Genomic DNA, 13,599 nt, shown 5'->3' on the forward strand with positions numbered 1-13,599 from the left:
CATGATGCGGCCCATGAGCACGCGCGACGTCCCGATCACCGGGGAACCGATCCGGCTGGGCCAATTCCTGAAACTGGCCGACCTCGCGGACAACGGCTCGCACGCGAAAGACCTGATCGACGCAGAAGAAGTCACGGTGAACGGCGAGGTCGAAACCCGCCGAGGCCGCCAGCTGGCGGACGGCGACGTGGTCGCGGTCGGCAACGAGGAAGCTCGCGTCTCCCTGGAGCACTGACCCCCTGGCTCCGGCGTCCGTGAGGGTGGCCCTCACGGACTCTGATTCCCTCGGGGTTCCCCTCACAGCCCACCTAACCGGCACCCCGCCGCGCCCCAGCTGGCCAGGCGACCCGCGCACACCCCCAGCCGACGCACCCAACTCACCAGGCACCCAAGGCACCCCACCCAACCAGCACCCGCGCGCCCCAGCTAGCCAGGCACCCAACGCGCCCCGCGCACAAACTCGCCAACGCACTCAGCCCCGCGCCCTCTTGCACGCGGAGCGTGCACCCGCAGCCAACGCCCCCACCAATCGAGGCACCCAGCCCCTCCCCCACACCCCGATACGAAGCCTCCCTGCGGTTCGGGGGTGCTTGTCAAGGCATCTTTCCCGCCTTGACAAGCACCCCCGAACCGTCAGCACAATCGGGCTTCGGGGTGCCCCACGCAACACCGCAGCAATGTCGCCGCCAGGCGACGAGCAGTTCACCCCACCGTGGTCAACGGCGCCCTCCCCAACTTCAACGCCAGCGAATCCAACTCCCGCCGCACCGCCCCAGGCAACGGCACCCCCAACGCCCGGCACTGCTCCAAATACTGAGCCTCCCGCCACCCGGGATACCGAACCGGCGTCCCGCCCTCCCACCCGAGCATGCTCCCGAACACCGCACTGGCCGCCCGGTAAAACCCATCCGCGCTACGCAACGTCGTAGGCGCGATCGCCAGCACCAGCAACCCGGTGTCATGCTCATGATCAGCGACCCCGGACAACACCCCGGCCAGCACATCCACCATCAACGCGAACCCGGCGAACTGCGGATTCCGGGCGGTATCAGCAAGATCGATATCCAGCACGAACTCCGGATAAGCCCCGGCAGGCGCGGCCATCCCCAGCGGATGCACCGGCTGATCGGCATACCCGCCCGCGGCCATGACGATCCCGATCATCCCGTGCGGCAACGCCCGCGCCGCGTGATGCCCGACTCGCCCGAACGGTCCGACCCCGCGCAACGACAGCAGCCCGACGCCGAACCGCCCGGCCCGCTGCACCGCACGATCCATCGCATCGCCGACCGCCCACAGCCCGGACGCACGCCGGTAATCGACAAGCGCCGCCGCTCCACGGTCCGCGATCAGCAACGGCTGCGCGCCAGGACTGACGAATCCGCTTTCGATCGCGGGCACATGCACTCGGGTCAACTCGCCGACGCCGGTTTCCGGCGCGCCGGTGAGATCGCCGTGGCACAACGCTTCCGCCGCCGGACGCGCACGGTCTTCAGGAAAGCCTTGTGCCATCAGGACAACGGAAACGAGCGTGACCAGTTCGTCGGCGGGAACGCGGTGCCAGGCCTGTTCGGGAATCGGGGTGTCGGCGGGAACTTCCGGGACGGGGCGGCTGAGCCGGGGGGCACGCGGTCTGAGGGGCACTTCATCAAGGTTGCCGGGCGATCTCGGGCCCCGTCAACGAGGTTGGCCCTAGAGTGTGATGCGGTCAGCCGCAGAGACGTACCCTGAAGCACATGTGCCGAAACATCACCACGCTCCGCGGCCTGCAGCCCGCCGCCACCACGGACGAGATCGAGGCCGCGGCACGCCAGTACGTGCGCAAAGTGACCGGGGTGCAGTCCCTTTCGGACGCGACGCGCGAACCGTTCGAAGCGGCGGTCGCCGAAATCGCCGAGATCACCGCGCGATTGCTGGAAGAACTCCCGCAACGCCGCCAGCCGCCGACGACCGTGCCGCCGTTGCGCCGCCCAGAGGTCCAGGCGAGGATCGCCCTGCGCGAGGCCGAGAAAGCCTGACGCCGCAATCACTCCACGGCTTGCCCGGGGAACTTCGGCTTGATCTCCCGGTTGAGGTAACGCCCCGGGCTCTCGGCGGCCATCAGCGCGCGATGCACCCGCGCGGGCACGAGGTGGTAGCGATAGACGCTGCCGTTGCGGAACCCGATCTCCAGCACCGACTTCGCGGCGTCGTAGCCGACGTCGCGAATGACGGAAGACTCCACGGGAACCCGGCGCACAGCACGGCCAGCGTACCCGCGCGACAGCCGGACGCAGGTTCCCGAATCTGTCACGGCGGAGGAGGGGAACCGGCATCGCCGCCCCAGGTCTTGAGCCGATGCGCGACGCAAGCCAAGGTCCCGCGCCTGGACGGCTGGACACCTCAGCGTTCACCCGGTCGATCGACGGGCGAAGTCTTCAACGAACTCCAGCGGCGAGCGGGACCCGTTGCGGACACACCGGACACGGTGCCGCGCAAAGCCTTGAGGCTTGCCGCGACGCTCGCCTCTGGGAAGAACGGGACTCGGATCAGACCCAGCTGACTGCTCGGCAGCCTCGACCCGCCGAAAGAAAACGGCCCCGGCCCGCACGAACGCGGAACCCGGGGCCGGAACGCACCTCAAGCGGAAGCGGAGGGATTTGAACCCCCGGTAGGTTTCCCTACGGACGCTTTCAAGGCGTCTGCATTCGGCCGCTCTGCCACGCTTCCTTCCCGGTCAGGGTATCGCGCCGTCCTTCGACGTCGTCCAGGTGTTCGAGGACCCGGGTGAACGCCGTGGCCACCGCGGTCTGCTCATCCGGCGTCAGCAGGTCGATCAGGTGCTCACGGGCGCCTCGCACGTGCGTCGGCGCGGCTTTGTCCAGTACGTGCTGGCCGGCGTCGGTCAGTTCGGTCAGCACGCCTCGTTTGTCTTCCGGGTCCGGGCGGCGCGTGACCAGCCCGGCCGCCTCCAGTTTGCCGATCTGGTGCGACAGCCTGCTCTTCGTCGAGCCCAGCTGCGCCGCCAGCTCCGTCATCCGCGTGCACCGGCCCGGAGCCAGGTTCAGGCAGACCAGGACCTCGTAGTCGGCGAGCGAGATGCCGTGGCTTTCGGTCAGTTCGCGGTGCAGTCGCTGGCGCAGCCGCAGCGACGCGACGATGTAGGCCCGCCAGGCGCGCTGCTCGGCCGGGTCCAGCCAGCGCACGTCCTGGTCATCGCTCATGCCCGGAAGCGTAGAAGGCCGGTTTCGCCGCTGCCGTTTCGGCCCGCCGTGAAATTTCCAGGCGAACTTCCCCCAATGGAGGGTTACGAAAAGGTTGAGACTCGGCGCGAAGAAGCGCATCCTCGGGAGACAGCGGAGGGACGACGAGGATTCCCGGAGCGCGCCGAAGGGCACGCCGGACCCCGTTTCCCACCGGGAAAGGCCAGGTGGTGGCATGGCAGGTAGTTCCCGCGGTTGACCGCCCGCTGTGACCCCGCGATCGGCACGGCCCCGTTCCGGTTCGGTCGCGATTGCGAACAGCACGAGCACCCCGTGCGCTCCGGCATCGGCCACGCGCACCCGGCGTCGTCATGTCGCTGCTTCTCTTCGCGGCCTCGGCACCGCGAAGGCAGCGCCGGACGCCTGCCCGGCCGGTGGCCAACCGCTGTCAACGAAACCTCGGTAGTACCTGGGTGCGGCCCCCAGCGCAGGGGCCGCACCCAGCCACGTTCCCGGCTTTGCGGCTACCCTTTCCGCGTGCGATTCGACGACAACGCGGATCTGGACTCCTCCGAAATCCAGGACATGCGCGGCAGCGGCGGAGGCGGCGGCGGAATCGGCGGCCGCGTGGCCATCGGCGGCGGCGGGCTCGGCATCGTCGGCCTGGTCATCTACTTCCTGTTCTCCCAGTTCGGCGGGGGTCCCAGCACCGGCACGTCGCCCGCGGTGGGCGGGGTCGGGCTCGGCGACGTCCAGTCCGGGCAGCAGCTGGACTCCGGCACGCTCGCGAAGAAATGCCGCACCGGCGCCGACGCGAACCGGGATCACGACTGCGCGATCGTCGCGGTCGTCAACTCCATCCAGGACTACTGGACGCAGGAGTTCTCCCGGTCCGGGCAGACCTACCGCAAGGCGACCACCCGCTTCTTCACCGGCGGCGTGCGCACCGGCTGCGGCGGCGCGACGTCGGACACCGGCCCGTTCTACTGCCCGGCCGACTCGTACGTGTACATCGACCTGTCGTTCTTCAACGAGCTGAAGACCCGCTTCGGCGCGCAGGGCGGGCTGTTCACCGAGGCGTACGTGCTGGCGCACGAATACGGCCACCATGTGCAGAACCTCACCGGAACGTCCAAACGCGGCACCGGCACCGGACCGACGTCCGGCTCGGTCCGGCTGGAACTGCAGGCCGACTGCTACGCCGGCGTCTGGGCCAACCACGCCAGCACGACCCCGACCAGCTCCGGGAAACCGCTGGTGCAGGACGTCACGAAGGACGACATCTCGCGCGCGCTGGACACCGCGTCCCGGATCGGCGACGACTACATCCAGAAGAACCTCGGCAACGGCCACGTCGACAAGTCGAGCTTCTCGCACGGCACCTCGGCGCAGCGCGAGAAGTGGTTCACCACCGGCTACCAGACCGGCCAGCCCGCGCGCTGCAACACCTTCAGCACCAACGATCTCGGCTGACCCGGGATACAGTCGGGCGCATGCACGCGATCACTATCCGCGAACCCGGTGCCCCTGACGTGCTCGAATGGACCGAGGTCCCCGATCCGGAACCGGGCCCCGGCGAGGTACTGCTGGACGTCACCGCCAGCGCGGTCAACCGCGCCGACCTGCTGCAGCGCCAGGGCAACTATCCGCCGCCGCCCGGGGCGAGCGACATTCTCGGCTTGGAATGCTCCGGCACGATCGCCGAACTCGGCGAGGGCGTCGAGGGCTGGCAGGTCGGCGACGAGGTGTGCGCGCTGCTCGCCGGCGGCGGGTACGCCGAGCGGGTCGCGGTCCCGGCCGGGCAGCTGCTGCCGGTGCCTGGCGAGATCGAGACGGTCTCCGCGGCCGGGCTGCCCGAGGTGGCCTGCACGGTGTGGGCGAACGTCGTGATGCACGCCGGCCTCGACGAAGGCCAGGTGCTGCTGGTGCACGGCGGCGCGGGCGGTATCGGCACGCACGCGATCCAGGTGGGCAAGGCACTCGGCGCGACCGTCGCGGTCACCGCGGGTTCGGCCGAGCGGCTCGAACGCTGCCGCCAGCTCGGTGCCGATCTCACGATCAACTACAAGGAACAGGATTTCGTCGAGGTGCTGCGCGCCGAGACGAAGGGCGCCGACGTCATCCTCGACAACATGGGCGCGAAGTACCTGGACCGCAACGTCGACGCGCTCGCCGCCGACGGCCGTCTGGTCGTCATCGGCATGCAGGGCGGGATCAAGGGCGAGCTGAACATCGGCAAGCTGCTCGGCAAACGCGCGAGCGTGTACGCGGCCGGGCTGCGGTCGCGTCCGCTGGACCAGAAAGCGGCGATCGTCGCGGATGTCCGGAATCGGTTGTGGCCGTTGGTGGAACAGGGTTCGGTGCAGCCGATCGTCGGCCACGTGGTGCCGATGGCCGAGGCCGCGTCCGCGCACCGGATGCTCGAGGAGGGCAGCATCTTCGGGAAGGTCCTGCTGGCCGCGAAGTCGTGACGCGGCGCCTCAGCGCAGTTCTTCGAGCACCCGCACCAGCTGGTTGATCTCGAACACGTTGGAGTAGTGCGCGAGCCCGATCCGCACCGCTCCGCCGACCTCGCCGACGCCCAGCGACGCGAACACGCCGCTGGTGCCGTCGTCGGCGAAGGCGCACAAGCCTTGCGACGCCAGGTATTCAGCGACCTGGGACGCTTTCGCGCCGGCCACGGCGAACGCGAGCGCCGGGATCCGGCGCATCGCGTCGCCGATCACCATGATGTGCCGCAGTGAGCGCAGTTCCGTGGACAGCTGCGCGAGCAGCCCCGCGTGATACGACTTGGCCGAGCCGAGCGACGTCACCAGGCGTTCGCGACGCGAGCCGGCCGCGGCGTCGTCGAGGCCGGCGAGGTAGTCGATGGACGCGATGAGGCCGGCCAGCAGCGGGTACGCGTGCGGACCGAGTTCGAGGCGCGCGGGACCGGTGGCGGTCGGGTCGAGCGACACCGACGAGACGCGTTCCAGCAGCTCCGGATCGCGGAACACCAGCGCGCCGACGGCGGGCCCGCCCCACGACGGAGCAGAGACGACCAGGACGTCGGCGCCGAGTTCTTGCAGGTCAAGGGGCACGAACGGAGCCGCGTAGGTCGCGTCGACCACCACGAGCGCGCCGACGCGCTTGGCGAATTCGATCACCGTCGGCACGTCCGGCCGGGTCCCGACGGACCCGGACGCCAGCGTCACCGACACCGCTTTCGTCCGCGCGGACACGAGGTTCTCGTACTGCCACGCGGGCAGTTCGCAGGTCTCGATGTCGATCTCGCTCCACCGCACGACCGCGCCGACCCGCTTCGCGGCACGCCGCCAGGGCGCGATGTTGGCCTCTTCGTCGAGCCGGGAGACGACGACCTCGTCGCCTATCGTCCAGCGCTCGGCGAGCGCGTCGACGAGCCTGCGCAGCAGCACTGGCGCGCTCGGCCCGAGCACGACTGCGGCCGGGTCCGCCCCGACCAGATCGGCCACGGCCCGGCGGGCCGCGGTGACGATGCTTTCCGCCCGCTGGGAGGCCGGAAAGGCTCCGCCCGGCCCGGACACCGGCGCCCGCATCGCCGTCGAAACGGCCGAAGCGACCTGTTCGGGCACGAGCATTCCGGCGGCGCCGTCGAAGTGAATCCAGCCGTCGCCAAGCGCGGGGAACAGCCCACGGATACGAGCGACGTCGAACGCCATGGGGACACCGTACGGACGTGCGGTTTCGCGGTTGCCGCGGGGTTGGGCAGAACTGCCCGAACGGCCGCTAGGCTCGGGTCAGGACCGCCAACAGCGACGGGGATGGAGCACATGAGCGAGCCGAACTTCGGGGGAACGGGCGCGACCGGGGACGGAACGGACGCGCCGCACGTGGTGGTCGTCGGGCCGGACGGGGTTCCGGTCGGCACCGCGCAGATCGCCCCCGACGGCGAGGACAACGAGACCGTCGGGGACCTGGTCGAGGAACCGGCCAAGGTGATGCGCATCGGCACCATGATCAAACAGCTGCTGGAAGAGGTCCGCGCCGCGCCGCTGGACGACGCCAGCCGCAACCGGGTCCGCGAGATCCACCAGACGTCGGTGCGCGAACTGGAGCAGGCGCTCGCGCCCGAACTGCGCGAGGAACTCGAGCGCCTCGTGCGGCCGTTCACCGAGGACCAGACTCCTTCGGACGCCGAACTGCGGATCGCGCAGGCCCAGCTGGTCGGCTGGCTGGAGGGTCTGTTCCACGGCATCCAGACCGCGCTGTTCGCGCAGCAGATGGCCGCGCGGGTGCAGCTGGAGCAGATGCGCCGCGGGTTGCCCGCTGGTTCGTCGGGGTCGGTGGGGCAGCCGGGCGAGGGGCACGGGCACGGCATCACGGGGACTGGGCAGTACCTCTAAGACGGCGCTGGTCCGTCTCCGGAGACTCTCCGAGGCGATCGGGAACGTGACGGTTCCCGATCGCCACGGTGGCGGCCGCTCTCTTCGAATCAGTACTGCTCGTACCTTCGCGGTTTTTCGTCGAGGTTCGAGTAAAGGCCCGCACTCCGGATCGGTGAGACAAAGTAGATGCGCTCGCCGAAGGCACCGGTCGGAAACGTGGCAGCCACGGCTTTGAAGTCCTCCGAAATTCAGCCAGCCGGCTGGCAGCTTGCACGCTGACCACCCCTTCCTCTCGGCAGCGGACCGCCCGCGTCCCCGCAACGGAACCACTTCTACCGCACCTTTAGCTCACCGCGGAGAAGAACGCTCGAAGATCTCCGATCAGCAGGTCGGGTTCTTCGAGCGCCGGGAAGTGCCCGCCGCTCGGGAATTCCGTCCACCGCACGATCCGATCGGTGCGCTCGGCCAGTGACCGCAGCGGAAGCCCGATGTCGTCCGGAAACACCGCGACGGCGGTCGGCACCGTCGACGACGGCAACTCGGCGCCCCACTGGACGTCCTGGTCGGCGTAGATCCGCGAGGACGACGCGGCGGTGCGGGTGAACCAGTAGATCGAAACGTTGGCGAGCAGATCGTCACGGTCGATCAGGTCGTGGTCGGTGTTCGAGAAGGCACGGAACTTCTCGGCGATCCAGGCCAACTGCCCCGCCGGGGAGTCGGTGAGACCGTAGGCAAGCGTTTGCGGCTTGGTGGACTGGATCATCGCGTAGCCGATGCCCGTCTGCTGGAAGGCCCGCGATTTCTCCAGCGACCGCTGCCCTTTCGCCAGCTCCGCCCCGCTGAGCCCGGCGAGGTCAGCCTCGTCGCGAGCGACCGCGGACGGCAGCATCGTCACGTGCGCGCCGATGATCCGGTCGGGGAATTGAAGGCCGAGTTCGCGGGAGATCAACGCGCCCCAGTCACCGCCGTGCGTGCCGAACCTCTCGTACCCGAGGCGAGTCATCAACTCGGCCCAAGCACGCGCCGTCCGCGCCGGGCCCCAGCCGCGGTCCGGTGTCGGCCCGGAGAAGGCGAACCCGGGCACGGACGGAACGACGACGTGAAACGCGACGGCCGGGTCGCCGCCGTACGAGCGAGGGTCGGCGAGGGGGCCGATGAGGTCGAGGAATTCGACGACGGAGCCGGGCCAGCCGTGGGTGAGCAGAAGCGGGACGGCGTCCGGTTCGGGGGATTTCAGGTGCAGGAAATGGACGTTGGCGCCGTCGATCGTGGTGGTGAACTGAGGGAAGCCGTTGATGCGTTCTTCCTGCGCGCGCCAGTCGAAACCGAGCCGCCAGTAGTCGACGAGGTCTTGGACTTCGGCCACCGGAATGCCCAGCTCCCATGCCGGGTCTTCGAAGGGGTCCGGCCAGCGGGTGTCGGCGAGACGACGGTTGAGGTCGGTCAGGTCGGATTGCGGGAGGTGGATCCGGAACGGGGTCTCGGTCATGAGGAAAAGCTACGAGGGATTGCGGACAGGTTCGGTCCTCGATCAGAACCCGGCCAGAACGTCCAGCACCCGGTCCACTCCCCGGCCGTCCACAGCAGACCGCCCGGCCTCCGAAAGCCGTGACCGCAGCGAAGCGTCCGACAGCAACTGCCGCAATGTCTCCGTCGCCTCCGGCAGCCGCGCACCCAAGGTATCCGCCGAACCCAAGCCACACGCCAGGCCTCGTTCCAGCGCCGCCCGATACCCGGCCGCCTGGTTGTCCACCAGCCGCACCGCGGCCGTCGGCACCCCGAGGCAGCACAGCTCCAGGAACGTCACCCCGGACGCGCTGATCGCGACATCCGTCCCGGCCAGCAGGTCCAACAGTCCGGCGTGCGGCGCGGCGACCCGGATCACCTGTCCATCCACAGTGGACGGCAAGGTCGGCGTACCGCGGACCAAAGCGTCTGCCGCGAAAGGCAATCCCGTGTCGGCAAGCGCCTGGAGCAACAGCGAAACCGTCGAAGCCCACTCGGCGCCGCCGCCCAGGACCACCGTCACCTGCAATGGCGACGAAGCGCTCCGCCGCGAACGCGCGCGCAGCACGACGTCTCGAAGCGGCGTGTACTCCACACCTCGCAGCAGCAAGCCCGAACCGTCCTCGGGACGCGGACCCGGCGCAAAGCCCGAATCCACCACCACATCCGCCGGACGACGGCCGAACACATCGTCCTCAATGGATACCAGACGAGCGCCGGCGGCGTTGACCTCGGCACGGACGTCGCCGATCCCGTAGTGGTCCACGAGCACCGCGTCGAAGCCGGAAACCAAGTCAGCCAAGGGAGAAACCGGCAACCGCGGTACCGAAAGCTCGTCGAATCGGGCGGACAGCCACTCCGCGTTGGTCGTGGAGCCGGCGAAGTGCACGTCCCAGCCCCGCGCGACCGCGCGCTCGGCGTAGGCGACCACCCGGGAGATGTGCCCAGCCCCGATGGTCGGCGAAGCGTCCGCCCGGAGCAGCAGCTTCACTGGCCGACCTTCTTCTGCTCGACGTGTGAGTTCAACGCCACCAAATCCGGCCGCGAGCGCAGCAGCGACACCACCGAACGCCACGAACCCGGTTGGTCGCCCAGCTCGGCCACGAGAGCCGAGATCAGCTCCCAGTCCTCCGCCGTGTCCAAAGTGACGCGCAGGTCGTCAGCCGCCGGGCTGACCACGACGCCGGTGCAGGAGTACCGGTCGGGCTGCCGGTAGATCGCCGACGTCACATGCTCGCGATCCGCCCCGGTCGCGGTCGCCACCTGCTCGGCCAGCACCTCCGCGCGCACCAGCTCCGCGTCGAAACCGCGCGGCAGGGTGCGGACGAGCGTGGTCGAGACGTAGTCCAGCGACGGTTCGGCCCGCCATACCGCGACCAGCCGGCCGATCAGGGCCGGGTCGAGCAGCGGGCAGTCCGCCGTGAGACGGATCACCGCGTCCGCCAGATGCTGCGACAACGCGAGCCCGAACCGGGCCACGACGTCGTCCAGCGGTCCCCGGACGACGTGCGCGCCACACCGCTCCGCCTCGGCGGCGACCGCGTCGTCGGAGGCGTCCTCCGAGGTCGCGACAACCACCTGGTCGACGCCGGGAGCAGCCGCCGCGGCCCGGACGACCCAGCCCAGCACGCTCCGCCCGGCGAGCGGCCGCAGCACCTTCCCCGGCAGCCGGGTGGACGACGACCGGGCCTGTATCACGGCGTTGACGCCAGGGCCTGCACGCATGGGTGACATGATGGCCTGCGGCGCCCCGCGCCGATCCACGAACCCCGATCGCGGAGGTCATCGATGTCCGAGCTGGATGGTTCCAGCATCCTGCTCACCGGCGGGACCGGCTCCTTCGGCAAGGCGTTCATCGCCTATGCGCTGGCCGAGCTGAACCCCAGCCGGCTCGTGGTGCTTTCCCGCGACGAGCTGAAGCAGTACGAAGCACGACAGCTGTTCAACGACGACCCGCGGCTGCGCTGGTTCATCGGCGACGTGCGCGACCGCCGCCGCCTCGAGCGCGCCATGCACGGCGTCGACTACGTGGTGCACGCCGCCGCGCTCAAGCAGGTCGACACCGGCGAGTACAACCCGTTCGAGTTCGTCCAGACGAACGTCACGGGCTCGCAGAACGTGATCGAGGCGGCGATCGACACCGGCGTGAAGAAGGTCGTCGCGCTGTCGACCGACAAGGCGTCCAGCCCGATCAACCTCTACGGCGCGACGAAGCTGTGCGCGGACCGGATGTTCATCAGCGGCAACCACTACGCGGCCGCGCACCCGACGCGGTTCTCCGTGGTGCGCTACGGCAACGTGATGGGCTCGCGCGGCAGCGTCATCCCGTTCTTCCGCAAGCTCGCCGAGCAGGGCGAGTCGCTGCCGATCACGCACAAGGAGATGACCCGCTTCTGGATCACGCTCCCGCAAGCCGTGCAGTTCGTGGTCGACTCATTCGACCAGATGTCCGGCGGCGAGCTGTACGTGCCGCGGATCCCGAGCATGCGGCTGGTCGACCTCGCGCAAGCGATCGCGCCGGGTTCGCCGATGCACGAGGTCGGCGTGCGGCCGGGCGAGAAGCTGCACGAGGAGATGATCGCCCCCGACGACGCGCGGCGGACTCTCCGGCTGACCGACCGGTACGTCGTCCAGCCGCACCTCGCCGGCTGGGGCTACGAATCGCCCACCGCCGGGGAGCAGGTGCCCGAAGGCTTCGCGTACCGCTCGGACACCAACGACCTGTGGCTCGAGGCCGACGAACTCCGCGAACTGGTCGAGCAATATGCCTGAATTTCTTCCGTACGGCCGCCAGTCTGTCAGTGAAGAAGACATCGAGGCCGTGGTTTCGGTCCTGCGTGGCGACTGGCTCACCACGGGTCCCGCAGTCGCGAAGTTCGAGGCAGACCTCGCGGAACACACCGGCGGCACGCCAGCCGTGGCTGTCACGTCCGGCACCGCGGCCTTGCACGTCGCGTACGCCGCAGCCGGAATCGGCGCGGGTGACGAGGTCGTGGCGTCGCCGATGACCTTCGTCGCCACCGCGGCGACCGCCGCGCTGCACGGCGCGAAGGTGGTGTTCGCCGACGTCGAGCCCGACACCGGCAACCTGTCCGTCGACGCCGCCGCGGCCGCGATCACGAGCCGCACGAAGGTGGTGGCCGCCGTCGACTACGCCGGGCACCCAGCCGAACTGGACGTCTTGGCGAAGATCGCGCACGACGCCGACGCGCTGTTGTTGGAAGACGCCGCGCACTCTGTCGGTGGTTCGTGGCAAGGACGGCCGGTTGGCTCTCTTGCCGATCTGACCACGTTTTCCTTCTTCCCCACCAAAAACCTGACCACCGCCGAGGGCGGCGCGGTCGTCACCGGGTCCGAGGAGTTGCTGGGGCGCGCACAAGCGTTCCGCAACCACGGCTTGGTCCGGGACAAATCGCGTCAGCGGTACCCGGACGAAGGCGCGTGGCACCAGGAGGTGCACGAGTTCGGCCTGAACTACCGGCTGCCGGATGTCCTGTGCGCCTTGGGAAGCAGCCAGCTCACGCGGCTGACGGAGTTCAAGCTGCGGCGCGCCGAGATCCACGCGAGGTACAACGCGGCGCTCGCGGATGTCGATGGGGCCCTGACGCCGCCTCGCCGCGAGGGCGCGGATCCGGTGTGGCACCTGTACCCGTTGCGGGTACTGGACGGCCGGCGGCGAGCGCTGTTCGATCACTTGCGGGGGCTGGGGATCGGGGTGCAGGTGAACTACATCCCGGCGTATTGGCATCCGGTGTTCGAGGATCTCGGCTATCGGCGGGGGTTGTGCCCGAATGCCGAGGCGTATTACGAGCAGGAGCTTTCGCTGCCGTTGTTCCCGTCGCTAAGTGATGCCGACGTGGACCGGGTGATCGACGGGGTGCGCGGGTTCTTCGGCATCTGACTACGGATCAGAAGGCCGGAGGCCCGAAAATTCGCCCGACAGAGACCGTAAGCGCAGGTCAGCAGGGTTCACGCTAGCTCGCGATGGCCCCGCTGCCCCGCGCTGTCTCACAATATTTCACAGCCTGCCGCGGTCTCCGCCGCCTGACTCCGACTCGGGGCCAGTACACGGTTTTCGGCAAGTGACGTTCAGCCAAACGCCGGCGCGGCCTAGCTCCGGTCCGACGCGGCTGCCAGCTCAGCGTTCAAGCTTTCCGCACCCCGACCGTCCCGAATCACCTTCGCGTGCCACAACAACACCCCCGGCACCACCGCCAGCTCCAGCACCGTCGCAGCCCGGAACACCGGATGCGGCACCCCAGCCCGCCGCGCCGAAAGCAGCCGCGGCAACCCACCCACAGCAGCAGTCCCCAACACAACCCGAGTAGTCGCCGCACGTTTCTCCGGCCGACGGATCGACCACCACAACGCGACCCCAGCCGCCGCCCAGAACGTGTTCACGAACCGGTACTCGCTGTCGACGCTAGGCGTCGTCGCGGCACCGCCCGGAGCGCGTTCCGGCCCGCCGAGAATGCCGGTGAGCCCAGAAGCGACCGGGATCGCCCCCAGCACCCCGAGCGTGGCCAGCAACGCCTTCCGGGACTTCTCGCCTGCCATGCAACCGA

The 13,599-nt window shown here is 69.3% G+C and carries 15 protein-coding genes and 1 tRNA gene; 7 read left to right on the forward strand and 9 right to left on the reverse strand.

What is annotated here, in order from left to right; all coding sequences use genetic code 11:
* Window positions 1–13 precede the first annotated feature (13 nt).
* Window positions 14–235: an RNA-binding S4 domain-containing protein gene (locus ACZ7OI_RS01235; RefSeq protein ID WP_470262240.1), complete on the forward strand. Its 222-nt coding sequence runs from the start codon at window positions 14–16 to the stop codon at window positions 233–235.
* A 467-nt stretch (window positions 236–702) separates the two neighbouring features.
* Here ACZ7OI_RS01235 and ACZ7OI_RS01240 read toward each other — a convergent pair whose 3' ends face one another.
* On the reverse strand, window positions 703–1,644 hold the full coding sequence (locus tag ACZ7OI_RS01240; protein ID WP_470262241.1) for an Ldh family oxidoreductase: 942 nt from the start codon (window positions 1,642–1,644) through the stop codon (window positions 703–705).
* Between the two features lie 92 nt (window positions 1,645–1,736).
* On the opposite strand from ACZ7OI_RS01240, the gene ACZ7OI_RS01245 reads away from it, so the two are divergent.
* Window positions 1,737–2,018 carry a DUF2277 domain-containing protein gene (locus ACZ7OI_RS01245; RefSeq protein WP_470262242.1) on the forward strand — a complete coding sequence of 94 codons (282 nt, stop codon included), beginning with the start codon at window positions 1,737–1,739 and terminating at the stop codon, window positions 2,016–2,018.
* 8 nt (window positions 2,019–2,026) lie between these two features.
* Here ACZ7OI_RS01245 and ACZ7OI_RS01250 read toward each other — a convergent pair whose 3' ends face one another.
* The 3 genes from ACZ7OI_RS01250 to ACZ7OI_RS01260 all read right to left on the reverse strand — a co-directional run bounded on the left by ACZ7OI_RS01250 (window position 2,027) and on the right by ACZ7OI_RS01260 (window position 3,203).
* On the reverse strand, window positions 2,027–2,224 hold the full coding sequence (locus tag ACZ7OI_RS01250; RefSeq protein WP_470262243.1) for a KTSC domain-containing protein: 198 nt from the start codon (window positions 2,222–2,224) through the stop codon (window positions 2,027–2,029).
* Between the two features lie 400 nt (window positions 2,225–2,624).
* Window positions 2,625–2,709 (reverse strand) — tRNA-Ser (locus ACZ7OI_RS01255).
* Window positions 2,673–3,203 carry a MarR family winged helix-turn-helix transcriptional regulator gene (locus tag ACZ7OI_RS01260; RefSeq protein ID WP_470262244.1) on the reverse strand — a complete coding sequence of 177 codons (531 nt, stop codon included), beginning with the start codon at window positions 3,201–3,203 and terminating at the stop codon, window positions 2,673–2,675. The genes ACZ7OI_RS01255 and ACZ7OI_RS01260 overlap by 37 nt, the downstream gene beginning before the upstream one ends.
* 516 nt (window positions 3,204–3,719) lie before the next feature.
* Here ACZ7OI_RS01260 and ypfJ point away from each other — a divergent pair.
* Both ypfJ and ACZ7OI_RS01270 read left to right on the forward strand, forming a co-directional pair.
* Complete coding sequence (ypfJ, locus tag ACZ7OI_RS01265; protein ID WP_470262245.1) at window positions 3,720–4,655, forward strand: KPN_02809 family neutral zinc metallopeptidase; 936 nt, start codon at window positions 3,720–3,722, stop codon at window positions 4,653–4,655.
* Window positions 4,656–4,675: 20 nt separating this feature from the next.
* Window positions 4,676–5,653, forward strand: a complete 978-nt coding sequence (locus ACZ7OI_RS01270) for an NAD(P)H-quinone oxidoreductase (protein WP_470262246.1) — start codon at window positions 4,676–4,678, stop codon at window positions 5,651–5,653.
* A 9-nt stretch (window positions 5,654–5,662) separates the two neighbouring features.
* Here ACZ7OI_RS01270 and ACZ7OI_RS01275 read toward each other — a convergent pair whose 3' ends face one another.
* Window positions 5,663–6,862: a cysteine desulfurase-like protein gene (locus ACZ7OI_RS01275; protein ID WP_470262247.1), complete on the reverse strand. Its 1,200-nt coding sequence runs from the start codon at window positions 6,860–6,862 to the stop codon at window positions 5,663–5,665.
* 102 nt (window positions 6,863–6,964) lie between these two features.
* Here ACZ7OI_RS01275 and ACZ7OI_RS01280 point away from each other — a divergent pair, with 102 nt between their 5' ends.
* Window positions 6,965–7,546, forward strand: a complete 582-nt coding sequence (locus tag ACZ7OI_RS01280) for a bacterial proteasome activator family protein (RefSeq protein ID WP_344281653.1) — start codon at window positions 6,965–6,967, stop codon at window positions 7,544–7,546.
* A gap of 325 nt (window positions 7,547–7,871) precedes the next feature.
* Here the strand turns inward: ACZ7OI_RS01280 and ACZ7OI_RS01285 are convergent, their stop codons facing one another.
* From ACZ7OI_RS01285 to ACZ7OI_RS01295, 3 genes are read right to left on the reverse strand one after another with little or no spacing between them, the layout of a single operon-like run.
* Window positions 7,872–9,017, reverse strand: coding sequence for an epoxide hydrolase family protein (locus ACZ7OI_RS01285; RefSeq protein WP_470262248.1), 1,146 nt, complete (start codon window positions 9,015–9,017; stop codon window positions 7,872–7,874).
* A gap of 42 nt (window positions 9,018–9,059) precedes the next feature.
* Complete coding sequence (locus tag ACZ7OI_RS01290) at window positions 9,060–10,025, reverse strand: spore coat protein (protein ID WP_470262249.1); 966 nt, start codon at window positions 10,023–10,025, stop codon at window positions 9,060–9,062.
* A complete protein-coding gene (locus ACZ7OI_RS01295) occupies window positions 10,022–10,759 on the reverse strand; it encodes a cytidylyltransferase domain-containing protein (protein WP_470262250.1) in 738 nt (245 codons plus the stop codon). Before ACZ7OI_RS01295 ends, ACZ7OI_RS01290 begins: the two co-directional genes overlap by 4 nt.
* A 63-nt stretch (window positions 10,760–10,822) precedes the next feature.
* Between ACZ7OI_RS01295 and pseB the strand changes: the two genes are divergently transcribed.
* Both pseB and ACZ7OI_RS01305 read left to right on the forward strand, forming a co-directional pair.
* Window positions 10,823–11,806: a UDP-N-acetylglucosamine 4,6-dehydratase (inverting) gene (gene pseB, locus ACZ7OI_RS01300; protein WP_182893700.1), complete on the forward strand. Its 984-nt coding sequence runs from the start codon at window positions 10,823–10,825 to the stop codon at window positions 11,804–11,806.
* Window positions 11,799–12,935, forward strand: coding sequence for a DegT/DnrJ/EryC1/StrS family aminotransferase (locus ACZ7OI_RS01305; RefSeq protein WP_470262251.1), 1,137 nt, complete (start codon window positions 11,799–11,801; stop codon window positions 12,933–12,935). Before pseB ends, ACZ7OI_RS01305 begins: the two co-directional genes overlap by 8 nt.
* A 209-nt stretch (window positions 12,936–13,144) precedes the next feature.
* Here ACZ7OI_RS01305 and ACZ7OI_RS01310 read toward each other — a convergent pair whose 3' ends face one another.
* Entirely contained in the window at window positions 13,145–13,591 is a 447-nt protein-coding gene (locus ACZ7OI_RS01310) for a DUF4345 domain-containing protein (protein WP_470262252.1), read from the reverse strand.
* Window positions 13,592–13,599: the final 8 nt, after the last annotated feature.

The sequence above is a fragment of the Amycolatopsis sp. NPDC114503 genome (assembly GCF_055633655.1).